The 26,155-nt window shown below is 59.8% G+C and carries 22 protein-coding genes; 13 read left to right on the top strand and 9 right to left on the bottom strand.

Annotated features, from left to right (window positions below):
* Window positions 1–67 precede the first annotated feature (67 nt).
* Window positions 68–1,069, top strand: a complete 1,002-nt coding sequence (locus ACS4NR_RS05010; protein WP_456019253.1) for a glutathione S-transferase family protein — start codon at window positions 68–70, stop codon at window positions 1,067–1,069.
* 116 nt (window positions 1,070–1,185) lie between these two features.
* Here the strand turns inward: ACS4NR_RS05010 and cysG are convergent, their stop codons facing one another.
* The 6 genes from cysG to ACS4NR_RS04980 form a co-directional block, all read right to left on the bottom strand.
* Window positions 1,186–2,580, bottom strand: a complete 1,395-nt coding sequence (gene cysG / locus ACS4NR_RS05005; RefSeq protein ID WP_095138950.1) for a siroheme synthase CysG — start codon at window positions 2,578–2,580, stop codon at window positions 1,186–1,188.
* Window positions 2,581–3,861, bottom strand: coding sequence for a serine--tRNA ligase (gene serS / locus ACS4NR_RS05000; RefSeq protein WP_003223852.1), 1,281 nt, complete (start codon window positions 3,859–3,861; stop codon window positions 2,581–2,583). It lies immediately after the preceding gene.
* A 15-nt stretch (window positions 3,862–3,876) separates the two neighbouring features.
* Window positions 3,877–4,251, bottom strand: coding sequence for a fluoride efflux transporter CrcB (gene crcB / locus ACS4NR_RS04995; RefSeq protein WP_027614675.1), 375 nt, complete (start codon window positions 4,249–4,251; stop codon window positions 3,877–3,879).
* Window positions 4,251–5,573 carry a replication-associated recombination protein A gene (locus ACS4NR_RS04990; RefSeq protein WP_003223849.1) on the bottom strand — a complete coding sequence of 441 codons (1,323 nt, stop codon included), beginning with the start codon at window positions 5,571–5,573 and terminating at the stop codon, window positions 4,251–4,253. Before ACS4NR_RS04990 ends, crcB begins: the two co-directional genes overlap by 1 nt.
* Window positions 5,574–5,761: 188 nt before the next feature.
* Window positions 5,762–6,382 carry an outer membrane lipoprotein chaperone LolA gene (gene lolA, locus ACS4NR_RS04985; protein ID WP_166496756.1) on the bottom strand — a complete coding sequence of 207 codons (621 nt, stop codon included), beginning with the start codon at window positions 6,380–6,382 and terminating at the stop codon, window positions 5,762–5,764.
* Window positions 6,383–6,447: 65 nt separating this feature from the next.
* Complete coding sequence (locus ACS4NR_RS04980; RefSeq protein ID WP_115985561.1) at window positions 6,448–8,856, bottom strand: DNA translocase FtsK; 2,409 nt, start codon at window positions 8,854–8,856, stop codon at window positions 6,448–6,450.
* Window positions 8,857–9,165: 309 nt separating this feature from the next.
* Here ACS4NR_RS04980 and trxB point away from each other — a divergent pair, with 309 nt between their 5' ends.
* The 4 genes from trxB to infA all read left to right on the top strand — a co-directional run bounded on the left by trxB (window position 9,166) and on the right by infA (window position 11,964).
* Window positions 9,166–10,125, top strand: coding sequence for a thioredoxin-disulfide reductase (gene trxB / locus ACS4NR_RS04975; RefSeq protein WP_204894810.1), 960 nt, complete (start codon window positions 9,166–9,168; stop codon window positions 10,123–10,125).
* 62 nt (window positions 10,126–10,187) lie between these two features.
* The gene (gene aat, locus ACS4NR_RS04970; RefSeq protein ID WP_456019252.1) at window positions 10,188–10,868 is read left to right on the top strand and encodes a leucyl/phenylalanyl-tRNA--protein transferase; all 681 of its coding nucleotides are present in this window, start codon (window positions 10,188–10,190) and stop codon (window positions 10,866–10,868) included.
* Window positions 10,869–10,925: 57 nt separating this feature from the next.
* Window positions 10,926–11,633, top strand: a complete 708-nt coding sequence (locus ACS4NR_RS04965) for an arginyltransferase (protein ID WP_443532391.1) — start codon at window positions 10,926–10,928, stop codon at window positions 11,631–11,633.
* Window positions 11,634–11,745: 112 nt separating this feature from the next.
* Window positions 11,746–11,964: a translation initiation factor IF-1 gene (gene infA / locus ACS4NR_RS04960; protein ID WP_002553999.1), complete on the top strand. Its 219-nt coding sequence runs from the start codon at window positions 11,746–11,748 to the stop codon at window positions 11,962–11,964.
* Between the two features lie 1,225 nt (window positions 11,965–13,189).
* On the opposite strand, the gene clpA is transcribed toward infA, so the two are convergent.
* A complete protein-coding gene (gene clpA / locus ACS4NR_RS04955; RefSeq protein ID WP_007964841.1) occupies window positions 13,190–15,460 on the bottom strand; it encodes an ATP-dependent Clp protease ATP-binding subunit ClpA in 2,271 nt (756 codons plus the stop codon).
* A gap of 30 nt (window positions 15,461–15,490) precedes the next feature.
* Window positions 15,491–15,874: an ATP-dependent Clp protease adapter ClpS gene (clpS, locus tag ACS4NR_RS04950; protein WP_011334948.1), complete on the bottom strand. Its 384-nt coding sequence runs from the start codon at window positions 15,872–15,874 to the stop codon at window positions 15,491–15,493.
* A 224-nt stretch (window positions 15,875–16,098) separates the two neighbouring features.
* Here clpS and ACS4NR_RS04945 point away from each other — a divergent pair, with 224 nt between their 5' ends.
* A complete protein-coding gene (locus tag ACS4NR_RS04945) occupies window positions 16,099–16,380 on the top strand; it encodes a cold shock domain-containing protein (RefSeq protein WP_166496755.1) in 282 nt (93 codons plus the stop codon).
* A gap of 61 nt (window positions 16,381–16,441) precedes the next feature.
* Here the strand turns inward: ACS4NR_RS04945 and icd are convergent, their stop codons facing one another.
* Window positions 16,442–17,698, bottom strand: coding sequence for an NADP-dependent isocitrate dehydrogenase (gene icd / locus ACS4NR_RS04940; protein WP_456019250.1), 1,257 nt, complete (start codon window positions 17,696–17,698; stop codon window positions 16,442–16,444).
* A 481-nt stretch (window positions 17,699–18,179) separates the two neighbouring features.
* On the opposite strand from icd, the gene ACS4NR_RS04935 reads away from it, so the two are divergent.
* From ACS4NR_RS04935 to ACS4NR_RS04905, 7 genes are all read left to right on the top strand, one after another.
* A complete protein-coding gene (locus tag ACS4NR_RS04935; protein WP_456019248.1) occupies window positions 18,180–20,405 on the top strand; it encodes an NADP-dependent isocitrate dehydrogenase in 2,226 nt (741 codons plus the stop codon).
* A 201-nt stretch (window positions 20,406–20,606) separates the two neighbouring features.
* Window positions 20,607–21,053 (top strand): NUDIX hydrolase, encoded by a 447-nt coding sequence (locus ACS4NR_RS04930; RefSeq protein ID WP_456019247.1) that lies wholly within the window; start codon window positions 20,607–20,609, stop codon window positions 21,051–21,053.
* 59 nt (window positions 21,054–21,112) lie between these two features.
* A complete protein-coding gene (gene mnmA / locus ACS4NR_RS04925) occupies window positions 21,113–22,237 on the top strand; it encodes a tRNA 2-thiouridine(34) synthase MnmA (RefSeq protein ID WP_027614667.1) in 1,125 nt (374 codons plus the stop codon).
* Complete coding sequence (gene hflD, locus ACS4NR_RS04920) at window positions 22,234–22,857, top strand: high frequency lysogenization protein HflD (protein ID WP_003223824.1); 624 nt, start codon at window positions 22,234–22,236, stop codon at window positions 22,855–22,857. The genes mnmA and hflD overlap by 4 nt, the downstream gene beginning before the upstream one ends.
* Before the next feature lie 127 nt (window positions 22,858–22,984).
* Entirely contained in the window at window positions 22,985–24,355 is a 1,371-nt protein-coding gene (gene purB, locus ACS4NR_RS04915; protein WP_456019246.1) for an adenylosuccinate lyase, read from the top strand.
* Window positions 24,356–24,441: 86 nt separating this feature from the next.
* A complete protein-coding gene (locus tag ACS4NR_RS04910) occupies window positions 24,442–25,614 on the top strand; it encodes a ribosomal protein uL16 3-hydroxylase (RefSeq protein WP_095138932.1) in 1,173 nt (390 codons plus the stop codon).
* On the top strand, window positions 25,607–26,032 hold the full coding sequence (locus tag ACS4NR_RS04905; RefSeq protein WP_095138930.1) for a GNAT family N-acetyltransferase: 426 nt from the start codon (window positions 25,607–25,609) through the stop codon (window positions 26,030–26,032). Before ACS4NR_RS04910 ends, ACS4NR_RS04905 begins: the two co-directional genes overlap by 8 nt.
* The last annotated feature ends 123 nt before the right edge of the window (window positions 26,033–26,155 follow it).

Raw genomic sequence — 26,155 nt, 5'->3', positions numbered from 1 at the left:
CGCTTTTTGTTCGAACTCATCGGAATAGACTCGGCTCCAACGCTTATTGGAATCAGGAGTCTTGATCATGGGTTTACTCGTCGATGGCCACTGGCAGGACAAGTGGTATGAAAGCAGCAAGGACGGCGCCTTTCAGCGCGAACAGGCGCAACGGCGCAATTGGGTTACCACTGACGGCCAGCCCGGGCCGAGCGGTGAAGGCGGCTTTGCTGCCGAAGCCGGGCGCTATCACCTGTATGTGTCGCTCGCCTGTCCGTGGGCGCACCGCACGTTGATCCTGCGCAAGCTCAAAGGCCTGGAAAGCCTGATCGACGTGTCCGTGGTCAGTTGGCTGATGCTGGAAAACGGCTGGACCTTTGACAAGGCGCTTGGCTCGACTGGCGACAAGCTCGATCACTTTAACTTCATGCACCAGCGCTACACCGCCGACACCCCGAACTACACCGGGCGCGTCACGGTGCCGGTGTTGTGGGACAAAAAACTCAAGCGCATCGTCAGCAATGAATCGGCGGAAATCATCCGCATGTTCAACAGCGCCTTCGATGGCCTGACCGGTAACGAGCTGGACTTTTACCCGGCACCGTTACGCGGCGAGATCGATGCACTGAACGAACGGATTTATCCGGCGGTAAACAATGGCGTGTACCGTGCCGGCTTCGCCACCTCGCAACAGGCTTATGAAGAGGCGTTCGATGAAGTGTTTGCCGAGCTCGATCATCTTGAGCGCGTTTTAGGCGCCAACCGTTATCTCACCGGAGAATACCTGACTGAGGCAGACGTGCGCTTGTTCACCACGATGATTCGCTTCGACGCGGTGTATCACGGGCACTTCAAGTGTAATTTGCGGCGAATTGCCGATTATCCGAACCTGTCGAACTGGCTGCGTGAGCTGTATCAGTGGCCCGGGATTGCCGAGACGGTGGATTTTCAGCACATCAAAAATCACTACTACGGTAGCCACAAGACCATCAATCCGACGGGGATTGTGCCGAAGGGGCCGAAGCAGGATTTCACCATCGCCCATGATCGGGAGCGGCTGAGTGGGAAAGGAGTTTGGCGGCGGGGTTAATTGATTCGGTGTTTTTGAGGGCCTCTTCGCGAGCAAGCCCGCTCCCACAGATGATTTGTGCATGACACAGATCCAATGTGGGAGCGGGCTTGCTCGCGAATGAGGGCGACGAGGTTTCAGACCTGCGCCTGAGCACCCTCGAACCACGCCAGTTTCTCGCGCAGCTGCACCACTTCGCCGACGATCACCAGCGTCGGCGCATGCACTTCATGCTCCGCCACCAGGCGCGGCAGGTCGGCCAGCGTGCCAGTGAAGACTCGCTGATTGACCGTGGTGCCCTGCTGGATCAACGCCGCCGGGGTGTCCGCGCTACGACCGTGTTTGATCAACTGCTCGCAAATCACCGGCAAGCCCACCAGGCCCATGTAGAACACCAGCGTCTGCGCCGGGGCGACGAGGTCGGCCCATGGCAGATCGGTGGAACCGTCCTTCAGGTGACCGGTGACGAAGCGCACCGACTGCGCGTAGTCGCGATGGGTCAGCGGAATCCCGGCATACGCCGCGCAACCGCTGGCCGCCGTGATCCCCGGCACCACCTGGAACGGAATCCCGTGGGCCGCCAGCTCTTCGATTTCTTCACCACCGCGACCGAAGATGAACGGGTCACCGCCCTTCAAGCGCACCACGCGTTTGCCGGCCTTGGCCAAATCCACCAGTTGCTGGTTGATCTGATCCTGCGGCACGGCGTGGTCTGAGCGACGCTTGCCGACGTAGACACGCTCGGCATCGCGACGGCACAACTCGAGAATCGCCGGCGCCACCAGACGGTCGTACAGCACCACGTCGGCTTGCTGCATCAGACGCAAGGCGCGGAAGGTCAGCAGATCCGGATCACCCGGCCCTGCCCCCACCAGATACACCTCGCCGGTGGTAACGGTCGCTTCGCCATCGATCTTGGCCTGCAACAGACGTTCGGCCTCAGTGCCCTGCCCGGCCAGTTGCCGGTCGGCAATCGGGCCTTGAAACACGTCTTCCCAGAAACCACGACGCTGCTGCACATCCGGAAACAGGTTTTTCACCTGATTGCGGAAACGCGCGGCAAGACCGGCCAGTTGGCCGTAGGTCGAAGGAATCCAGGTTTCGATCTTGGCGCGAATCAAACGGGCCAGCACCGGCGCATCGCCGCCACTGGAGATCGCAACGATCAGTGGCGAACGGTCGACGATCGCCGGGAAGATCACGCTGCATAGCTGCGGCGCGTCGACCACGTTGACCGGCACGCAACGCCGATGGGCATCGCTGGAGACTTGCGCATTCAGCGTTTCGTCGTCGGTGGCGGCGATGATCAAGCCGCAGCCATCCAGATCCGCTTCCACGTAACCACGCAGCAGGCATTCGCCACCGCTGGCGGTGACCAGTTCGCGTAATTGCGCTTCGATTTCAGGTGCGACCACCCGCAGCAGCGCACCGGCATCGGCCAGCAGGCGGGATTTGCGCAAGGCAATTTCCCCCCCACCGACCACCAACACACGACTGCCGCGCAGGTTGTGAAACAGCGGCAGATATTTCATTTAGCCGATGACCTCAAGGCCACCCATGTACGGCTTCAGCACGTCTGGCACGCGGATCGAACCGTCGGCCTGCTGGTAGTTTTCCAGCACCGCCACCAGCGTACGCCCGACTGCCAGGCCGGAACCGTTCAGGGTGTGCACCAGCTCAGGCTTGCCGGTTTCCGGGTTGCGGAAACGCGCCTGCATACGGCGGGCCTGGAAGTCGCCACAGTTGGAGCACGACGAAATTTCGCGGTACTTGTCCTGGCTCGGAATCCACACTTCGAGGTCGTAGGTTTTCACGGCGCTGAAGCCCATGTCACCGGTGCACAGCGCCAGGGTGCGGTAAGGCAGACCCAGCAGTTGCAGGACTTTTTCGGCGTTGGCGGTCAGGCCTTCCAGCGCTTCCATCGAAGTCGAAGGCTCGACGATCTGCACCATTTCAACCTTGTCGAACTGGTGCTGACGGATCATGCCGCGAGTGTCGCGACCCGACGCACCGGCTTCGCTGCGGAAGCATGGGGTGTGGGCGACGAACTTGATCGGCAGCAGTTTCGAATCAACGATTTCACCGGCCACGATGTTGGTCAGCGACACTTCGGCGGTCGGGATCAGGTACAGATCGGCTTCGCCTTCGCGAGCGATCTTGAACAGGTCTTCTTCGAACTTCGGCAACTGGCCGGTGCCTTGCAGCGCCGGGGCCTGAACCAGATAAGGCGTGTAAGCCTCTTCGTAGCCGTGCTCGTTGACGTGCAGGTTGATCATGAACTGCGCCAAGGCGCGGTGCAGACGGGCGATCGGGCCGCGCAGCAGGGCGAAACGGGCGCCGGACAGTTTGGCGGCGGTTTCAAAGTCCAGCCAGCCGAACTTCTCGCCGAGGGCAACGTGGTCTTTCACTTCGAAATCGAACTGCGTCGGTGTGCCCCAGCGGCGCACTTCAACGTTGTCGTCTTCGTCTTTGCCGACCGGTACCGATTCGTGCGGCAGGTTCGGGATACCCAGCAGGATCGAATCCAGTTCGGTCTGGATCGCGTCCAGCTCGACTTTACCGGCACTCAGCTCGCCCGCCATGCGCTCGACGTCCGCCATCAACGGCGCGATGTCTTCGCCGCGCTGCTTGGCCTGACCGATGGATTTGGAACGCGCGTTACGCTCAGCCTGCAGTGCTTCGGTGCGGGTCTGGACGGTCTTGCGCTGTTCTTCCAGCGCTTCGATGCGCGCGGTGTCCAGGGCAAAGCCACGGGAAGCCAGGCGGTCCGCTACGTCCTGAAGGTTGCTACGTAACAGTTTGGAATCGAGCATGTCGGTTTCTCGTTATCAAAGTTTGGTCAGGGACAGGCCGGCCCACGTCGCGAGCAGCCCGCCGAATACGCTGATCGCCGCATAGCCCAAGGCCAGCGGCACTTGCCCGCTTTCCAGCAGGCGCACCGTATCCAGTGAAAAGGATGAAAATGTCGTCAGCCCCCCGAGGAAGCCGACCATCAACCCGGCACGCACCTCGATCGGCACCTCCGGGCGTATCAAAAACAGGCCGTACAACACGCCAATCAGCAGACAGCCCACGATATTAACGGCCAGCGTCGCGGTATAGAAGTGCCGTGGCCAATTGGCGTTGACCCAATTGCCGGTGGCGAAGCGCAACAGGGTGCCGGCAATCCCGCCGACGGAGACTGCAACGATCAATGGAAGCACTATTTTCTCCGCTGTCTTGGGCTTAAACGGTCGAGTTGGGCAAGGTGGTTGAGCTTCTCGCCGATCTTCAATTCCAGGCCACGGGGCACCGGTTGATAGAACGGAATCGGCTCGAGCTCTTCCGGGAAATAATCTTCGCCGGCGGCATAGGCATCCGGTTCGTCGTGGGCGTAGCGGTATTCGTCGCCATAGCCCAATTGCTTCATCAGTTTGGTCGGTGCATTGCGCAAGTGCAGCGGCACTTCCAGCGAACCGTATTCGGCAGCGGCGCGCAGCGCGGTCTTGAAGCCCATGTACACCGCGTTGCTTTTCGGCGCACAGGCCAGATAGGTGATGGCCTGGGCCACCGCCAGCTCGCCTTCGGGGCTGCCGAGGCGCTCCTGCACTTCCCACGCCGCCAGGCACAAGCTCAGGGCGCGCGGGTCGGCATTGCCGATGTCTTCGCTGGCCATACGCACCACGCGCCGAGCCAGGTACAACGGATCGCAGCCGCCGTCGATCATCCGCGCAAACCAGTACAGCGCGCCATCGGGGTTGGAACCGCGTACCGATTTGTGCAGCGCGGAGATCTGGTCGTAGAACGCTTCGCCGCCCTTGTCGAAGCGTCGCCGGGTGTCACCGAGCAGGCTTTGCAGCAACTCGGTGCCCATTTCGCTATTGTCTTCGGCCAGATCCGAGGCATTCTCCAGCAGATTGAGCAGGCGCCGGCCATCGCCGTCAGCGGCCGACAACAGCATCTGGAAGCCTTCGTCGCTGAGGGTCAAGTTGCGCTTGCCCAGCCCACGCTCTTCGGTGAGCGCGCGGTGCACCAGTTTGCGCAGCGCCGTCTCGTCGAGGCTTTTCAGCACATAGACGCGGGCCCGCGACAACAGCGCGTTGTTCAATTCAAACGAAGGGTTTTCGGTAGTGGCACCGATGAAAATCAGCGTGCCGTCTTCGACGTACGGCAGGAACGCATCCTGCTGCGATTTGTTGAAGCGGTGCACTTCATCGACGAACAGAATGGTGCGCTTGCCGTATTGGCCGGCCTGCTGTTTGGCGATTTCAACGGCCTGACGGATCTCCTTGACCCCGGCAAGCACCGCCGAGACCGTTTCGAAATGCGCATCCGAGACTTCCGCGAGCAATCGCGCCAGGGTGGTCTTGCCCACACCCGGCGGCCCCCAGAAGATCATCGAATGCAGGGCACCCTGCTCCAGCGCCTCACGCAGAGGCTTGCCGCGAGCGAGCACGTGCTCCTGACCGACGTACTCATCCAGATTGGTCGCACGCAAACGCGCGGCCAGTGGCTGGGCAATCGGTGCACTGCGAAACAGATCCATCACGTAGCGTTGAAACCTCTGATTGTCTGAAACCGGTTGGAATACCTGTGGCGAGGGAGCTTGCTCCCGCTGGACTGCGTAGCAGTCACCGCTTTTGATTCAAGAGCGGGGCCGCTTCGCGCCCCAGCGGGAGCAAGCTCCCTCGCCACAAAAGCTCCAAGCCAAAAGAGCCCAACCCGGGATCCGGGTTATTCCTGGATTACGTCAGCACCCTTCGGGATGTCGAACTTGAACTTCGACGCCGGTACCGCTTCGTTGGCCTTGACCCCGGTGAACAGGATGTTGGTGCGCTGACCGACGCTGTCGATCAGTTGCATGTCATTGACAAGGCCATTGCGGAACGACAGGCGCAGATTATCGAACAAGGTGTCCTTGGTTTTCGGCTTGAGAGTGAAGTCGATCACGCCGCCCGCCTCTTTCGCGGTGATATCAAAACTCTGGCTGATCTTCGACACATCACCGGACAGCAGCAGCGCCGGGGTCTGGGTCAGACGCTCGTCGAGTTTCTTGATGGTCGCCTGTTCCAGATCCGGGTCCCACAGGGTGACCTTCTTGCCGTCGGAGACCATGGTCTGCTCGTTCGGGGCATTGGTGTGCCAGAAGAACAGGCCCGGACGCTGCAGGGTCATCTCACCGGTGGTTTCCTGCAACTGGGTGCCGCTGCCGTCGAGGGTCAGCTGCGAGAAGTTCGCGGTCAGGGTTTTCGACGTTTCCAGCAATTGGGTCAGACGCGCCACGTCCTTGTCATCGGCGTGAGCCGTGAACGTGGTCAGCGCCAGTACTGGCAACAGCATGCGGATAAGACGCATGGGAGTCCTCTTGAATACTCGTTGGGGGAGCGGCGGCACATCATTGTCCCGCCTTTTGCTTTTAATCAGTCGCGAACCGGGCCCGGGGCCAGAACTTCACGCGAACCGTTGGTGTTCATTGAGGTGACGACCCCGGCCATTTCCATGGCTTCGATCATGCGCGCAGCGCGGTTGTAACCGATCTTCAGCTTGCGCTGTACTGCAGAAATCGACGCCCGGCGGCTTTCCAGGACGAACTGTACGGCTTCGTCATACAGCGCGTCGGCCTCCGGATCATCACCGTCGCCGCCACCGCTGCTGCCTTCAAAACCGCTGCCCGCCTCTTCGACACCGTTGAGGATGTCATCGTTGTATTCCGGTGCGCCACGCAGTTTCCAGGCCTCGACCACGCGGTGCACTTCATCGTCGGAAACGAACGCGCCGTGTACCCGGATCGGCAGGCTGGTGCCCGGCGGCATGTAGAGCATGTCACCGTGACCGAGCAGTTGCTCGGCGCCGCCCTGATCGATGATGGTCCGCGAGTCGATCTTGCTCGATACCTGGAACGCCATACGGGTCGGAATGTTGGCCTTGATCAGACCGGTGATCACGTCCACCGAAGGACGCTGGGTCGCGAGGATCAGGTGAATACCGGCGGCACGTGCCTTCTGCGCGATACGCGCAATCAGTTCTTCAACCTTCTTGCCGACGATCATCATCATGTCGGCGAATTCGTCGACGACCACGACGATGGTCGGCAGCTTCTGCAGCAGCGGCGCTTCGTCATGAATGCTTTCGCGCTTGTACAGCGGATCGCTCAACGGCTCGCCGGCGTCCTGGGCTTCCTTGACCTTGGCATTGAAGCCGGACAGGTTACGCACGCCCATCTTCGCCATCAGCTTGTAGCGACGTTCCATCTCGGCAACGCTCCAGCGCAGGGCGTTGGCGGCGTCTTTCATGTCGGTCACTACCGGGCACAGCAGGTGCGGAATGCCTTCGTAGATCGACAGCTCGAGCATTTTCGGGTCGATCATGATCAGCTTGGCGTCGTCCGGGCCGGACTTGAACAGGATCGACAGGATCATCGCGTTCACGCCCACCGACTTACCGGAACCGGTAGTACCGGCGACCAGCAGGTGCGGCATCTTCGCCAGGTCGGTGATGACCGGCTTGCCGCCGATGTCGTGGCCCAGGGCCAGGGTGACCGGCGATTTGAAGTTGTCGTACTCGGGGGTCGACAGCACTTCGGAGAAACGCACGATCTGCCGGTCTTCGTTAGGAATCTCGATACCGACCGTAGTCTTGCCCGGAATCACCTCGACCACCCGCACGCTGGTCACGGCCAGCGAACGTGCAAGGTCTTTCGCCAGGTTGGCGATGCGGCTGACCTTGACGCCGGCTGCAGGCTGGATTTCGTAACGGGTAATCACCGGGCCCGGATGGATCGAGTCCACGGTGACCTCGACGCCGAATTCCTTGAGCTTGATCTCCAGCAAGTGGCCGACCGCTGCCAGGGATTCCGGCGAGTAATTGAGTTGTTTCTTTTCCGCAGGATCGAGGATCGAGATCGGCGGCAAGGTGCCTTCCACGGCGCTGTCGACGAACAACGGCGCCTGCTTCTCTTTCTGCACGCGCTTGCTTGGCTCGGGCGCCTTGGCCGGAGCCGGGGCGATGACCGGCGGTACCTGCTTCTCGCGATCGGACATGTGCTTGCTCAGGGCCTGCTCACGCTCGATCAGGCGCTCCTTGACCTTGGCCTGTTCACGCTTGTCGGTGACAGTCGGGGCGACCACATCGTGAACGCGGTCATCGACTTCACGCAGTTGCGCGACCAGTTGCTTGCGCTCGGTACGGGCAGACCACCAGCGGTTGATGGCGCCCTGGAACAGTTCGAACAGGTCGAGAGTGATCTTGCCGGTGACGTCCATCACCTTGAACCACGACAGGTCGGTGAACACCGTGAGGCCGAACAGGAACAGCGCAATGAACAACAGCGTGCTGCCCTGAATATTCAGCGCGTTGCGCGCCAGATCGCCGAGACTTTCGCCCAGCGCCCCGCCCGCACCCGCCGGCAGACCGGTGGCGGCGTGAAAATGGATATGCGCCAGCGCAGCGCCGGACAGCACCAGGAACACCAGACCGATCAGACGCCAGGAGAACAGCCAGCCGCTCCACTGCCACGGCTCGTGACGTTGACGGAAGATCTGATACGCCTTGACCGCCAGCAGCAGCGGGAAGATGTACGCGAAGTAACCCAGCACCATGAACAGGATGTCGGCGCTGTAAGAACCGGCGGGGCCGCCGAAATTCTGCACGTCGTCAATCTTGCTGTTGTGGCTCCAGCCCGGATCATCCTTGCCGTAGGTCAGCAAGGCCATCATCAGGAACAGGCACAAGGCTCCGATGGCGATCAATGCACCTTCCTTGAGCCGGTAGTGCAATTGCTGGCGCCAGAGCGGAACGACTGTTTTTGGTGCTGCGGTGGATTTCTTCAAAACGCTTCTTTTCCTGCGCCCGGGGCGCGTCCATCTATTGAATGTCGATAAAAAACTGCCCAATCCAGGCAGGTAAAAAAGTGAACCGGCGCATCTGAGACTACTTTTAACACTGTGCCGCAGCTTTTATAAACACAGCCATAAACACAGCGCTCTACAAATATTCTGTAACAGCCCGGCATTGTACGGGTTTGTGCGGCTGATGCCATGCTTCAAACCCCATAGCTGAGCATAGCCAAGCGCACAAATCCTGCGGCTCAATTTGAGCATGCATTGCCTTTTGTGACAAAGGCTTATGAGGTGTATTTGATGAACGCAGCGAAGCATTCACGCCTGATCATTCTCGGTTCCGGCCCCGCCGGTTACAGCGCCGCCGTGTACGCCGCCCGCGCCAACCTCAAACCGGTGGTGATTACCGGGCTGCAGGCCGGTGGTCAGCTCACCACCACCGTCGAAGTCGACAACTGGCCTGGCGACGTCGAAGGCCTGACCGGCCCGGCGCTGATGGAGCGCATGCAAAAACACGCCGAGCGCTTTGCCACAGAGATCGTTTACGACCACATCCACACCGCCAAGTTGCAGCAACGCCCGTTCGAGCTCATTGGCGACAGTGGCACTTACACTTGCGACGCCCTGATCATCGCCACCGGCGCTTCGGCGCAGTATCTGGGCCTGCCTTCGGAAGAAGCCTTCGCCGGCAAAGGGGTTTCGGCTTGCGCGACCTGTGACGGCTTCTTCTATCGCAATCAGGTGGTCGCCGTGGTCGGCGGTGGCAATACCGCGGTCGAGGAGGCGCTGTACCTGTCGAACATCGCCAAAGAGGTGCACTTGATCCACCGCCGCGACAAATTGCGCTCGGAGAAAATCCTTCAGGACAAACTGTTCGAAAAAGCCGCCAATGGCAACGTTCGCCTGCACTGGAACCAGAACCTGGACGAAGTGCTGGGCGATGCCAGCGGTGTGACCGGCGCGCGCCTGCGTGACAGCCACACCGGACAGACCCGCGAACTGGCACTGGCCGGCGTATTCATCGCCATCGGCCACAAACCCAACACCGAGCTGTTTCAGGGCCAATTGCCAATGCGCGACGGTTATCTGCTGGTCAAGGGCGGCAGTGACGGTGACGCCACCTCCACCGAGATCCCCGGCATCTTCGCTGCCGGCGATGTGGCCGACCATGTCTACCGCCAGGCCGTGACCTCGGCCGGCGCCGGCTGCATGGCGGCACTGGACGCGGAGAAGTATCTGGACGACATTCCTGTCATTTAACGGCACACTTTAGCGCGGGCCTCGCGCCCGCACCGCCCTCCCCTTCTGCAAGCCTGGACGCCATGCTGACTTGGTTACAACGCAATTCCCTGACTTTCCCGCCCCTGGATAAGGCCATGCGCGATCCCAATGGATTGCTGGCTGCCGGTGGCGATCTGTCCGCCGATCGTCTGGTGCAGGCTTACCGGCACGGCTGTTTTCCGTGGTTTTCCGAAGGACAGCCGATCCTCTGGTGGTCGCCGGACCCACGCACCGTGCTGTTTCCCGACGAACTGCATGTTTCGCGCAGCCTCGGCAAACTGCTGCGCAAGCAACGCTACCAGGTGACCTTCGATCAGGATTTCGACGCCGTCATTCGCGCCTGCGCCGCCCCCAGAGATTACGCCGACGGCACCTGGATCACCGAAGCCATGCAGGACGCCTACCTCGAATTGCATCGACGCGGTTTCGCCCATTCGGTCGAGGTCTGGGATCAGGGCCAACTGGTCGGCGGCCTGTATGGCCTGGCGATGGGGCAGCTGTTTTTAGGTGAATCGATGTTCAGCCGCGCCGACAACGCCTCCAAATTCGGCTTTGCCACGCTGGTGCAGCATCTGAAGGAAGCGGGATTCGTTCTGATTGACTGCCAGATGCCGACCGATCATCTGCACAGCCTCGGCGCCCGCGCGATCCCCCGCCAGGAATTCGCCGACTATCTGGCTCGCCATCTGGATCAACCCAGTCTTGCCACTTGGGTTTGCTGAGCGACTTTTGCGCGCGTGGCTTACACTTAATTCACCAGCTTATCCCGAGGGTTGATCATGACCGAGTTGGCGCGCTTGAAGTTCTATGCCACTCAGCCTCATTCCTGCAGTTATCTGCCCGAGGAGCAGGCGACGACGCTGTTTCTCGACCCGAGTCAGCCCATGGATGTGCATGTCTACGCAGACCTGTCGGAAATGGGGTTTCGTCGCAGCGGCGATCATCTGTATCGGCCCCATTGCCAGAATTGCAATGCGTGCGTGCCTGCACGTATCCCGGTGTCGCAGTTCAGCCCCAACCGCCAGCAGAAACGTATTTTCAAACGCAATGCCGATCTGCAGGTTCGCCCGGTAAAACCGCACTTCAGCGAAGAATATTTCGATCTCTACCAGCGCTATATCGAACAGCGACACGCCGACGGCGACATGTACCCGCCGAGCCGCGACCAGTTTTCGACCTTTCTGGTACGCGACCTGCCCTTTTCGCGCTTCTATGAATTTCGTCTCGACGGACGGTTACTCGCCGTCGCGGTAACCGATCTGCTGCCCAACGGCCTGTCGGCGGTCTACACCTTTTACGAACCTGACGAGGAGCGCCGTAGCCTGGGCCGTTTCGCAATCCTGTGGCAAATCACCGAAAGCCAGCGCCTGGGGCTGGAAGCGGTGTATCTCGGTTACTGGATCAAGAACTGCAAAAAGATGAGCTACAAGACCCAATATCGCCCCATCGAATTGCTGATTAATCAGCGCTGGGTGATCCTTAACTGATCGCAAGCCGTAAACCCCTTGGCTTAAACCCCCTTTTTCGGGCACAATGCACGCCGCTTTTGCCTGGCGCAGTTGCACCGGGCCATTCATTGGATACCGAGGGCTTTACTGCATGTCGAAAGAAGACAGCTTCGAAATGGAAGGCACTGTCGTCGACACCCTGCCCAACACCATGTTTCGTGTGGAGTTGGAAAATGGGCACGTCGTAACCGCGCATATTTCCGGCAAGATGCGCAAGAACTACATTCGTATTCTTACCGGTGACAAAGTGCGCGTCGAGCTGACGCCCTATGACTTGAGCAAAGGGCGCATTACTTACCGCGCTCGTTAATCAAGTCAATACAAGACGCCCGGCTTTGCCGGGCGTTTTTGTTTGTTTGCGATTTGGGGTTTGGGTTTGAGTTTGAGTTTGAGTTTGGGCCTGGGTTTTAGGTGTATATCCGTTGCTGCGGTAACGGCCTCCTATGGTTTCGCTCTTACAGCGAGTCACCTTTTCCAAACGCCGAAAAGGTAACCCAAAAGGCTTTGCCCCGGCGTACGGCACTTCGCTTAGGCTCAGTGTTCCCTCGCTACGGTGCCCATCAGGGGGCATCGCCTCCGGTTTGCTTCGCTGCACCTCCTCTCGATGTATGCGGCTCCGCCGCATGGCGCTGCGCGCCTAACCCCCGGATGGACACCTACGCTCGGCCTGCCGAAGGGGCAAAAAATCAAAAGCCAGATCAAGAGCCAAAGCCAAAGCCAAAGCCAAAGCCAAAGCCAAAGCAGATCAAAAGATCACAGCCTTCGGCAGCTCCTACATGGTAGGGGGTGTTTTCAGTTAGAGATTGGTTGGCTGTCAGGCCGCCATCGCTGGCAAGCCAGCTCTCACAGTGAGATCGGGTGTAATCAGCTAGAAATTGGTTGGCTGGCAGGCCGCCTTCGCGAGCAAGCCCGCTCCCACAGTTGGAATGAGTGTATTCAGTTGGAAATTGGTCGGCTGTCAGGCCGCCATCGCTGGCATGCCAGCTCCCACAGTGGGATCGGGTGTAATCAGCTAGAAATTGGTTGGCTGTCAGGCCGCCTTCGCGAGCAAGCCCGCTCCCACAGTTGGAATGAGTGTGTTCAGTTGGAAATTGGTCGGCTGTCAGGCTGGCTCCTACAGTTCAGAGAGCGTGCACCCCATGCGGCGAAGCCGCCCCACTCAACACAATGAGCGTTAGCTCGAGTACCGCTTTTGATCTGAGGGCCCGTCGGCAGGCTGAGTGGAGGGATTTATCCGGGGGTGGGAGCGCAGCGACCGTTTGGCGCAGCCAAACACAGCGAGAGGAGGTGCAGCGAAGCAAACCGTAGGCGCTGCCCCCGGATGAATCCCGCAGCGAAGGAACCCGAGCCTAAGCGAGGGCCGAACGTCAGGGTAAAGCCTTTTGGGTTACCTTTTCGGCGTTTGGAAAAGGTGACCCGCCGTAAGGGCGGAACCCTAAGCCGCCGTTACCGCAGCAACGGATATACACCCAAAAAATCAGACAACAAAAAAGGCGCCCGAAGGCGCCTTTCGCTTTACAACAGACCAACAACCGTCAGGCCATCTCAGCCGTGGTTTCGAAGTCAAACGTCAGCTCACCATCCTTGATGTCGATGTGCACCACACCGCCATGCTCGGCCAGCTCGCCAAACAGAATCTCCTCCGCCAGCGGACGCTTGATCTTGTCCTGGATCAGACGCGCCATCGGACGTGCACCCATCGCCGAGTCATAACCGCCGGCCGCCAGCCAACTGCGCGCCGCATCGGTAACTTCCAGCAACACACGCTTGTCTTCCAGCTGCGCCTGTAGTTCGGTAAGGAACTTGTCCACCACACTTTTGATGACCTCATGACTGAGGCGACCAAACTGGATAATGGTGTCCAGACGGTTACGGAACTCCGGCGTGAAGCTCTTCTTGATCACTTCCATCGCATCAGACGAGTGGTCCTGATGAGTGAAGCCGATCGAAGCACGCGCCGCGGTTTCGGCGCCAGCGTTGGTGGTCATGATCACGATCACGTTGCGGAAATCCGCCTTGCGCCCGTTGTTGTCGGTGAGCGTGCCGTGGTCCATCACCTGCAGCAGCAGGTTGAAGACTTCCGGATGCGCTTTCTCGATTTCATCGAGCAGCAATACGCAGTGCGGCTGCTTGGTGATCGCTTCGGTCAACAGACCGCCCTGATCAAAGCCGACATAACCCGGAGGCGCACCGATCAGACGCGATACGGTGTGTCGCTCCATGTACTCGGACATGTCGAAACGCACCAGTTCGATGCCCAACGCCTTGGCCAGTTGCCGCGCAGCCTCGGTTTTACCGACACCGGTGGGACCTGCGAACAGGAACGAACCGACTGGCTTGTCAGGCGACTTGAGGCCGGCACGGGACAGCTTGATCGCGGTCGACAGCGAATCGATCGCCGCATCCTGACCAAACACCGTCAGCTTCAGGTCACGCTCCAGGTTACGCAGCAGTTCCTTGTCGGAGCTGGTGACGTGCTTCGGCGGAATCCGCGCGATTTTCGCCACAATGTCTTCAACCTGCGGCACTTCGATGCGCTTGACGCGCATCTCGACCGGTTGCAGACGCTGATAGGCACCCGCCTCGTCAATCACGTCGATGGCCTTGTCCGGCATATGCCGGTCATTGATGTAGCGCGATGCCAGTTCAGCAGCGGCGCGCAACGACTCATCGCTGTATTCGATGTTGTGGTGCTGTTCGAAACGCCCTTTCAGGCCGCGCAGGATACCGATGGTGTCTTCCACCGACGGTTCGACGACATCGACCTTCTGGAAGCGTCGCGCCAGCGCACGATCCTTCTCGAAGATGCCGCGAAATTCCTGGAACGTGGTCGAGCCAATGCAGCGAATGTCGCCAGACGACAGCAGCGGCTTGAGCAGGTTCGAGGCATCCATTACGCCACCGGACGCAGCACCCGCACCGATGATGGTGTGGATCTCGTCGATGAACAGGATCGCTTGCGGACGTTTTTTCAGTTCATTGAGCAGCGCCTTGAAGCGCTTCTCGAAATCACCGCGATACTTGGTGCCTGCGAGCAGAGCACCGAGGTCGAGCGAATAGACGACGCTGTTCGCCAGCAGATCCGGCACCTGGTTGTCGACAATGCGCTTGGCCAGGCCTTCGGCAATCGCGGTTTTACCCACGCCTGCTTCGCCGACCAGCAACGGATTGTTTTTGCGTCGGCGCGCGAGAATCTGCGCGACACGCTCGACTTCCGATTCGCGGCCGACCAGCGGATCAATGCGACCCTGGCGCGCGAGTTCGTTGAGATTGCTGGCATAAGCATCCAGCGGATTGCCTGAAGAAGAAGACTCACCGCCCTCGTCGTCCTGCATATCTTGTTCACCTTCAGAGTGATCGCCGTGCCCTGGCACTTTGGAAATGCCGTGGGCGATGTAATTGACGACATCAATGCGCGCAACGCTCTGCTGTTTCAGCAGGAATACGGCCTGACTCTCTTGCTCACTGAAGATTGCAACCAGCACGTTGGCGCCGGTTACTTCGCGTTTGCCCGAGCTCTGCACATGAAAGACAGCACGTTGCAGTACACGCTGGAAGCCCAGGGTTGGCTGGGTCTCGCGATCTTCGTCGTGGACGGGGATCAATGGCGTGGTGGAGTCGATGAACTCCTGCAGGTCGTGCTTGAGTTTGTCGAGGTTTGCGCCGCAGGCACGCAATACGGTGGCGGCAGCCTCATTATCCAATAGGGCCAGCAGCAGGTGTTCGACGGTCATGAATTCATGACGCTTCGAACGAGCCTCCTTGAAGGCAAGATTGAGGGTGACTTCGAGCTCGCGGTTTAACATAGCTTCACCTCATACCCAAGTGGTCGGCGATTAACCGTCCTTCTCGATTTCACAGAGTAGCGGATGCTGGCTTTCCCTGGCGTACTGGTTGACCTGCATGGCCTTTGTCTCGGCGATGTCGCGGGTAAACACTCCACATACTGCCCGTCCTTCTGTGTGAACGGCCAGCATGACCTTGGTCGCCAGCTCGCGATTCAGGTTAAAAAACACCTCGAGCACTTCGACGACGAAATCCATCGGTGTGTAGTCATCGTTGAACAAAACCACCTTGTACATCGGCGGCGCCTGTAACGCAGGCTTTGCTTCCTGAACAGCAACGCCTGCCGAATCGTCGTCGTGCTCCTGTGGAAGATCCTTTTGGAGAAGCGGGCGATCCTGATTGAATGTTAGTCGAATCTGGCTGATTGCATGCATGGAAAGAAAGGTTCGTCAGTTGTGCAAATACAGTGGTGGGGGCGGCTGTACACCTTTTCAACTCCGACTGCCCGGTCACCTTGACTATCGGGAAAACGGTGTTACAACCAATAGAGCCCACAGTGGGTAAAAAAGATCCGCGGAGTCAATTCTTTTAACGAATCAGATTGCGGATGTCCTGGATGATACTCCAGCGATGGAGTCTGTTGCAGAGGGATTTGAGCATGGCTGTCGGCAAGGTCAAGTGGTTCAACAATGCCAAGGGGTTCGGCTTCATCAACACCGATGCCCGGGAAGGACGTGACGAGGACGGCAAAGAGATCGATTTCTTTGCACACTACTCCGCCATTGACATGGACGGGTATAAAACCCTCAAGGCCGGACAAATCGTCAACTTCGACATCGTTCAGGGCCCCAAAGGCCTGCACGCGGTAAAAATCCAGACGGAGAAGGAGACAAACGAATCGGCCAAGCATGCCTCCCATCAAGAAAAGGTATCAGGCTGACTCAACCGTCACCCAGTCATGAAAAAACCGCCCGAAGGCGGTTTTTTTGTACCTGCACGACTTACATGTGCTTGATGATCGCCTCACCGAAGCCCGAAGAAGACACCAGCGTGGCACCTTCCATCAGACGTTCGAAGTCATAGGTCACGGTCTTGGCCTTGATGGCGCCGTTGGTGCCCTTGATGATCAGGTCAGCCGCTTCGGTCCAGCCCAGATGACGCAGCATCATCTCGGCCGACAGAATCACTGAACCCGGGTTGACCTGGTCCTTGCCGGCGTACTTCGGCGCGGTACCGTGTGTCGCCTCGAACATGGCCACGGTGTCGGACAGGTTGGCGCCCGGCGCGATACCGATACCGCCCACCTCAGCCGCCAGGGCGTCGGAGAGGTAGTCACCGTTGAGGTTCAGCGTGGCGATCACATCGTACTCGGCCGGACGCAGCAGGATCTGCTGGAGCATGGCGTCGGCAATGGCATCCTTGACGATGACTTCACGGCCGGTTTTCGGGTTCTTGAACTTCATCCATGGGCCGCCATCGAGCAGCTCGGCGCCGAACTCTTCCTTCGCCACCTCGTAACCCCAGTCCTTGAAGGCACCTTCGGTGAATTTCATGATGTTGCCCTTGTGCACGATGGTCAGCGACTTGCGGTCGTTGTCCACCACGTATTGCAGGGCCTTGCGCACCAGACGTTTGGTGCCTTCCTTGGAAACAGGCTTGATGCCGATACCGCAATCCTGATCGAAACGGATCTTGGTGACGCCCATCTCTTCTTTCAGAAACTTGATGACCTTGGTGGCCTCAGGGGAGCCGGCCTTCCATTCGATACCGGCATAAATGTCTTCGGAGTTCTCGCGGAAGATCACCATGTCGACGTCGCCGGGCTTTTTCACCGGGCTCGGTACACCCTCGAACCACACCACCGGGCGCAGGCATACATAAAGATCGAGTTGCTGGCGCAGGGCAACGTTGAGGGAGCGGATGCCACCACCGACCGGGGTGGTCAGCGGGCCCTTGATGGAGACCACGTAATCCTTGACGGCGTCCAGGGTTTCCTGGGGCAGCCAGGTGTCCTGGTCATAGACCTGAGTCGCTTTTTCGCCAGCGTAAACCTCCATCCAGGAAATCCTGCGCTTGCCCCCGTAGGCCTTGGCCACGGCAGCATCAACCACTTTGATCATCACCGGGCTGACGTCGACGCCAATGCCGTCACCTTCAATGAAGGGGATGATCGGGTTATCAGGAACATTGAGAGAATGGTCTGCATTGACGGTGATTTTGTCGCCGACGGCTGGAACCTGAATCTTCTTGTAACCCATGCTGAACTCCATTGTTTGGATTGAACATCTGGCTTGGTTCGAGCGTAACCCAGTTAAATCAACACGCAAACCCTCTGTTCACGGCGCGGGCACATCTGGTTTCGTACAAGCCTGAAAGCAAAGGGAAAAGCGCCAAACTCAAGCATTCGCAGCGACTCTACGCCCCACCCGCCCCTGCGACCTTTAGACCAATGGACGAGACTCGTTGCATATGAACCATCGGCAGATTGCCAGCTACCTATGTATAATGCCGCCCGCTGACCACAGGGTCACGACGGCTGGCCTCTCTAGAACGAGACTTTCCGCCTGATTGGTCGGGTTGTTACCGCAGCCTGACTGCTTGACGCTCTACTGATGCACCCAACATCACCGCGAAGATTCTCGACATTCGGTTCATGGATGACTTTGAACGAACGCGCTTACCCGGCGCCCCTCGAGTTTCTGCGCACGCTTTAGCAAAGAAGAGAGAGTTAATCCGAATATGCCCACCCGCTCGAAGATCATCTATACCTTCACCGACGAAGCTCCAGCCCTCGCCACCTACTCCCTGCTGCCGATCATCGAGGCTTACACCGCCTCGGCCGATATCGCCGTGGAAACCCGCGATATCTCTCTTGCAGCGCGCATCCTGGCCAGCTTCCCCGAGCAACTGGGCGACAAAGCCGTAGCCGACCACCTCGCCGAACTGGGCGACCTGGCCGTTACGCCTGAAGCCAACATCATCAAGCTGCCGAACATCAGTGCTTCGGTACCTCAGCTGCAAGCGGCAATCAAAGAGCTGCAAGCCCAGGGCTTCAACCTGCCGGACTACCCGGAAACCGTGACCAACGAAGCCGAAAAAGAAGCCAAGGCGCGTTACGACAAGGTCAAGGGCAGCGCCGTGAACCCGGTTCTGCGTGAAGGCAACTCCGACCGCCGCGCTCCGCTGTCGGTCAAGAACTACGCGCGCAAGCACCCGCACAAAATGGGCGCGTGGGCCAAAGACTCCAAGTCCCACGTCGCTCACATGAGCACCGGCGATTTCTACGGCAGCGAAAAAGCTGCCCTGATCGACGCCGCTGACGCTGTGAAAATCGAGCTGATCGCCAAAGACGGCACCGCCACCGTCCTGAAAGAAAAAACCAGCGTTCAGGCCGGCGAGATCCTCGACTGCGCCGTGATGAGCAAAAACGCCCTGCGCGCGTTCATCGCCGCTGAAATCGAAAGCGCCAAGGCGCAGGGCGTGCTGCTCTCGGTGCACCTGAAAGCGACCATGATGAAGGTCTCCGACCCGATCATGTTCGGCCAGATCGTTGCCGAGTTCTATAAAGACGCCTTGACCAAGCACGCTGACGTGCTGGCCCAGATCGGCTTCAACCTGAACAACGGCATCGGCGATCTGTACGCTCGCATCAAGGCCCTGCCGGCCGAGCAGCAAGCACAGATCGAAGCTGACATCGCGGCGGTCTACGCTGCTCGCCCATCGCTGGCGATGGTCAACTCCGACAAAGGCATCACCAACCTGCACGTGCCGAGCGACGTCATCGTCGACGCCTCGATGCCAGCGATGATCCGCGACTCCGGCAAGATGTGGGGCACCGACGGTCAGCTGCACGACACCAAGGCGGTGATCCCGGATCGTTGCTACGCAACCATCTACCAGGCTGTGATCGAAGATTGCAAAGCCAACGGCGCGTTCGATCCAACCACTATGGGCAGCGTGCCAAACGTTGGCCTGATGGCGAAGAAAGCCGAAGAGTACGGCTCGCACGACAAGACTTTCCAGATCAAGGCTGACGGCGTGGTTCGCGTTACCGACAGCAAGGGCAACCTGCTGATGGAACAGGCTGTCGAAGCCGGCGACATCTTCCGCATGTGCCAGACCAAAGACGCGCCGATCCAGGACTGGGTCAAACTGGCCGTCAACCGTGCTCGCGCCAGCAGCACCCCGGCGATCTTCTGGCTGGACCCGATGCGCGCCCACGACGGCGTGGTGATCGAGAAGGTTCAGGCTTACCTGAAGGATCACGACACCAGCGGTCTGGACATCCAGATCATGGCGCCGGTCGATGCCATGAAGTACACCCTGCAGCGCACCCGCGAAGGCAAGGACACCATTTCGGTGACCGGCAACGTACTGCGCGACTACCTGACTGACCTGTTCCCGATCATGGAACTGGGCACCAGCGCCAAGATGCTGTCGATCGTGCCGCTGATGAACGGTGGTGGCCTGTTCGAAACCGGCGCCGGCGGTTCGGCGCCGAAGCACGTGCAGCAACTGGTCGAAGAGAACTTCCTGCGCTGGGATTCGCTGGGCGAGTTCCTCGCACTGGCAGCCTCCCTCGAGCATCTGGGTGTGAACTACAACAACCCGAAAGCGCTGGTTCTGTCGAAAACCCTGGATCAGGCCACCGGCCAGTTCCTCGACAACAACAAGTCGCCATCGCGCAAGGTCGGCAACATCGACAACCGCGGCAGCCATTTCTACCTGGCGCTGTACTGGGCTCAGGCCCTGGCCGCCCAGACCGAAGACGCTGCACTGCAAGCGCAGTTCGCGACCCTGGCCAAAACCCTGACCGAGAACGAGGCGACCATCGTTGCCGAGCTCAACGCGGTGCAGGGCAAGCCAGTGGACATCGGCGGTTACTACCACGCCGACGCCGAGCTGATCAGCAAGGCCATGCGCCCAAGCGCAACGTTCAACGCGGCGATTGCTGCGCTGGTTTAAGGTTGTAAAGGGAACATCACAAACCCCGGCCGTGTGCCGGGGTTTGTGTTTCCGAACACAACACAAAACCCCTGTGGGAGCGGGCTTGCTCGCGAATGCGGTGGTTCAGTCAATGACGATGTTGAATGATAAACCGCATTCGCGAGCAAGCCCGCTCCCACAGGGGGATTGAGTTTTAACCTGGATTTTGAGGAAGGTTTTATGGAATGGCTCCCCCACATCACCGTCGCCACCATCGTCGAAGACAACGGCCGCTTCCTGATGGTCGAAGAGCACAAGGCCGGGCGTTATGTGCTCAATCAGCCCGCCGGCCATCTCGACCCGAACGAGACCCTGATCGACGCCGCCATTCGCGAAACCCTCGAGGAAACCGGCTGGGACGTCGAACCCACCGGCGTGATCGGCATTTATCTGTACACCGCGCCGAGCAACGGCGTGACTTATCAACGCGTGTGCTTCAGCGCCAAAGCGGTGAAACACCACCCGGACTATCAACTTGACGACGGCATCGTCGGCGCCAAGTGGTTGACCCGTAGCGAATTAATCGCTCAGCGTGACAACTGGCGCAGTGAGCTGATCATCCGCTGCATCGACGACTATCTGGCCGGCCATCACTTCAGTCTCGAACTGATCCGCCCTTCTCTTTAGCCTTGAGGCCGTGAGCCTGCTAGAATCGCGTCCTTTTTCAAGACACTCATTGAATCCCTATGCGTGATCCAGCCCCTTCTGACACATCCAAGAAGCGCGTCATTGTCGGCATGTCCGGCGGCGTGGACTCTTCCGTTTCCGCTCTCCTGCTGATCGAGCAGGGCTATGAAGTGGAAGGCCTGTTCATGAAGAACTGGGAAGAAGACGACGGAACGGAATACTGCACCGCCATGGACGACCTGGCGGATGCCCAGGCCGTGTGCGACAAGATCGGTATCAAGCTGCACACCGCCAACTTCGCCGCCGAGTACTGGGACAACGTGTTCGAGCACTTCCTCGCCGAATACAAGGCCGGTCGCACGCCGAACCCGGACATCCTGTGTAACCGCGAGATCAAGTTCAAGGCGTTCCTCGACTACGCCATGATGCTTGGCGCCGACCTGATCGCCACCGGCCACTACGTGCGCCGTCGCGACATCGATGGCCGCACCGAACTGCTCAAGGGCCTCGATCCGAACAAGGATCAGAGCTACTTCCTGCACGCCGTCGGCGGCGAGCAGATCGCCAAAACCCTGTTCCCGGTCGGTGAACTGGAAAAGCCGGAAGTTCGCGCCATTGCCGAGAAATACGAGCTGGCGACCGCCAAGAAGAAGGATTCCACCGGGATCTGCTTCATCGGCGAGCGACGTTTCAGCGACTTCCTCAAGCAATACCTACCGGCGCAACCGGGCGAGATCAAGACCACCGAAGGCGAAGTCATCGGCCGTCACCACGGCTTGATGTACCACACCATCGGTCAGCGTCAGGGCTTGGGCATCGGCGGTCTGAAAGATGCCGGCGACGAGCCGTGGTACGTGCTGCGCAAGGATCTGGACACCAACGAGCTGATCGTCGGCCAGGGCAACAACCATCCGTGGCTGTTCTCCAGCGCCCTGCTCGCTTCGGAAATCTATTGGGTCAACCCGATCGACCTGAGCCAGCCACTGCGCCTCACTGCCAAAGTGCGTTATCGCCAGAGCGATCAGGCTTGCACCCTGGAAAAAACCGAAAACGGCTACCGCGCCGTGTTCGACGAACCGCAACGCGCGGTGACCCCGGGCCAGTCCGTGGTGTTCTATGACGGTGAAATCTGCCTCGGTGGCGGCGTGATCGAAGTCGCCGAACCGTGGAGCGGCCAGGCATGAGCCCGACTCAGGAGCAACTGACGGCGCTGGGCGGGGTGTTTCTCGCCGCCGTGCTGGTCGACCGCATCGCCAAGACCGGCCAGACCAGCGAGGCCGGCCTGAGCTGCATGCTCGGCAGCCTGCTGGTACGCGACCCGAAGGACACACTGGATGTGTACGGCGGCGACGACCTCAATCTGCGCGAGGGTTATCGGGCATTGATCGGCGCGCTCGAGCGCGACCCGAGCACCCTGCAGCGCGAGCCGCTGCGCTATGCCCTGTCGATGCTCGGTCTGGAACGCCAACTGGCCAAACGTGACGACATGCTCGACACCATCGGCAAGCGCCTGCCGCAGATCCAGTCGCAGGTCGAGCACTTCGGCCCGGCCCACGAAAACGTGATCGCCGCCTGCGGTGCGCTGTATCAGGACACCCTGAGCACCCTGCGCCAGCGGATTCAGGTGCATGGCGACATGCGCAACCTGCAGCAACCGAGCAACGCTTCGAAGATCCGCGCCCTGCTGCTGGCCGGCATCCGTTCGGCACGCCTGTGGCGACAGCTCGGCGGCCACCGCTGGCAGTTGGTGATCAGCCGGCGCAAGCTGCTCAAAGAGCTGTATCCGTTGATGCGCAGCGAGTAAATCGTCGCGCAAATAAAAGTTTTGTAGTCTGTAGCGCGTAATACGCCGGTCAGTTGGCAACGGACCGGCGGATTTTTCATGTATGATACGCGCCCCATTTCGTTGCCCGACTGTCCGAGAACACCCCATGCAGCTCTCTTCGCTCACTGCGGTTTCCCCTGTTGACGGCCGCTACGCCGGCAAAACCCAGGCCCTGCGCCCGATTTTCAGCGAGTACGGCCTGATCCGTGCCCGCGTCCTGATTGAAGTGCGCTGGCTCCAGCGCCTGGCCGCCCACGCCGGTATCCCGGAAGTGCCAGCCTTCTCCGCCGAGGCCAACGCCGTTCTCAATGAACTGGCTGAAAACTTCTCGCTGGAGCACGCCGAGCGCGTCAAAGAGATCGAGCGCACCACCAACCACGACGTCAAGGCGATCGAATACCTGCTCAAGGAGCAGGCGGCCAAGCTGCCGGAGCTGGCCAAGGTCAGCGAGTTCATCCACTTTGCCTGCACCAGTGAAGACATCAACAACCTGTCCCACGCCCTGATGCTGCGCGAAGGCCGTGACGACGTGATGCTGCCGCTGATGCGTCAGACTGCCAACGCCATCCGCGAACTGGCGATCCGTTTCGCCGACGTGCCGATGCTGTCGCGCACCCACGGTCAACCGGCCTCCCCGACTACTCTGGGTAAAGAGCTGGCGAACGTGGTTTACCGTCTCGAGCGTCAGATCGCTCAAGTCGCTGCCGTGCCGCTGCTGGGCAAGATCAACGGCGCCGTGGGCAACTACAACGCGCACCTGTCGGCCTACCCGCAGATCGACTGGGAAGCCAACGCCCGCGCCTTCATCGAAGACGAGCTGGGTCTGGGTTTCAACCCGTACACCACGCAGATCGAACCGCACGACTACATCGCCGAGCTGTTCGACGCGATCGCGCGCTTCAACACCATCCTGATCGACTTCGACCGTGACATCTGGGGCTACATCTCCCTCGGTTATTTCAAACAGCGCACCATCGCTGGCGAAATCGGTTCGTCGACCATGCCGCACAAGGTCAACCCGATCGACTTCGAAAACTCCGAAGGCAACCTGGGCATCGCCAACGCGCTGTTCCAGCACCTGGCGAGCAAACTGCCGATCTCCCGCTGGCAGCGCGACCTGACCGACTCCACCGTACTGCGCAACCTCGGCGTGGGCTTCGCTCACAGCGTGATCGCCTACGAAGCCAGCCTCAAGGGCATCAGCAAACTCGAGCTCAACGCCGACAAGATTGCTGCCGATCTGGATGCTTGCTGGGAAGTGCTGGCCGAGCCGATCCAGACCGTAATGCGCCGCTACAACATCGAAAACCCGTACGAAAAGTTGAAAGAACTGACCCGCGGCAAGGGCATCAGCCCGCAAGCGCTGCAGACTTTCATCGACGGCCTGGACATGCCAGCCGAAGCGAAAGCCGAGCTGAAACAGCTGACCCCGGCCAACTACATCGGCAACGCTGTAGCGCAAGCCCGACGCATCTGATTCACCGCTTGACCCGTTTGAGACGCCCGGCCGCGCCGGGCGTTTTTATTCCCGTCTGAAAAATGCTTTTTTTCAATAGGTTACACATGAATCCTGATACTCCTCTTCAACTCCTGGGCGGTCTCACGGCGCGCGAATTCATGCGCGATTACTGGCAGAAAAAGCCGCTGCTGATCCGTCAGGCCATCCCTGACTTCGAAAGCCCGATCGACGCCGACGAACTCGCCGGCCTGGCCCTGGAAGAAGAGGTCGAGTCGCGCCTGGTGATCGAGCACGGCGAGCGCCCGTGGGAGCTGCGTCGCGGCCCGTTCGCCGAAGACGAATTCAGCAAGCTGCCGGAAAAAGAGTGGACCTTGCTCGTTCAGGCCGTTGATCAATTCGTGCCGGAAGTCAGCGAACTGCTGGAAAACTTCCGCTTCCTGCCGAGCTGGCGCGTCGATGACGTGATGATCAGCTTCGCCGCCCCGGGTGGCAGCGTCGGCCCGCACTTCGACAACTACGACGTGTTCCTGCTGCAAGGCCACGGCCAGCGCAACTGGAAAATCGGCCAGATGTGCGACTCCGAGAGCCCGCTGCTGCAACACGCGGATCTGCGCATCCTCGCCGAATTCCACGAAACCGAAGAATGGGTGCTGGAACCGGGCGACATGCTCTACCTGCCACCGCGCCTGGCCCACTGCGGTGTCGCCGTGGACAACTGCATGACCTACTCGGTCGGCTTCCGCGCCCCGAGCGCTTCTGAAGTACTGACCCACTTCACCGACTTCCTCAGCCAGTTCCTGACTGACGAAGAACGCTACACCGACGCCGATGCGAAACCGGTCAGCGATGATCCGCATCAGATCCAGCACGACGCACTCGGCCGCCTGAAAAGCCTGCTCGCCGAGCACATGAGCGACGAGCGCCTGCTGCTGACCTGGTTCGGCCAGTACATGACCGAGCCGCGCTACCCGGAACTGGTGGTCGGCCCGGAAGACGTTGAAGAAGATGACTTCCTCAACGCTTTGCAAGACGGCGCAGTGCTGATCCGCAACCCGAGCGCGCGCCTGGCCTGGTCGGAAGTCGATGACGATCTGCTGCTGTTCGCCAGCGGCCAGAGCCGTTACCTGCCGGGCAAGCTGCGCGAGCTGCTGAAGCTGATCTGCGCCGCCGATGCGCTGCACGTCGACAACCTCGGCGAGTGGCTGAACGACGAAGACGGTCGCGGCCTGCTGTGCGAACTGGTCAAACAGGGCAGCCTGGGATTTGCCGATGAATAAGATTCGCGTACGTGTCGCAGACTGGCAGAAGGATATCGCCGAGATCCGGCGCATTCGTGAAACGGTGTTCATCGCCGAACAATCGGTGCCACCCGAGCTGGAATGGGACGCCGATGACGCGACCGCCGTGCATTTTCTGGCGTTCGAAGGCGACTTTCCGATCGGCACCGCCCGCCTGCTGCCTGACGGGCACATTGGTCGGGTTTCGGTGTTGAAGGACTGGCGCGGGATGAAGGTGGGCGATGCGCTGATGCAAGCGGTCATCGCCGAAGCCGAAGCCCGCGGCCTGCAGCAGCAGATGCTCAGCGCCCAGGTACAGGCCACGGCGTTCTATGAGCGCCTGGGCTTCAGCCTGGTCAGCGAGGAATTCCTCGAAGCCGGGATTCCGCATGTCGATATGGTTCGGCATTCGGCTTGATCAACAGAGATCCCATACCCGTGAAACCCTGTGGCGAGGGAGCTTGCTCCCGCTGGGGCGCGAAGCGGCCCTGAAGATTTGGGGTCTGCTGCGCAGCCCAGCGGGAGCAAGCTCCCTCGCCAC

This window comes from Pseudomonas sp. JQ36 (genome assembly GCF_053851495.1).
Note: the sequence above shows the minus strand (reverse complement) of the source record. Positions and strands in the feature narration are given on the sequence as shown.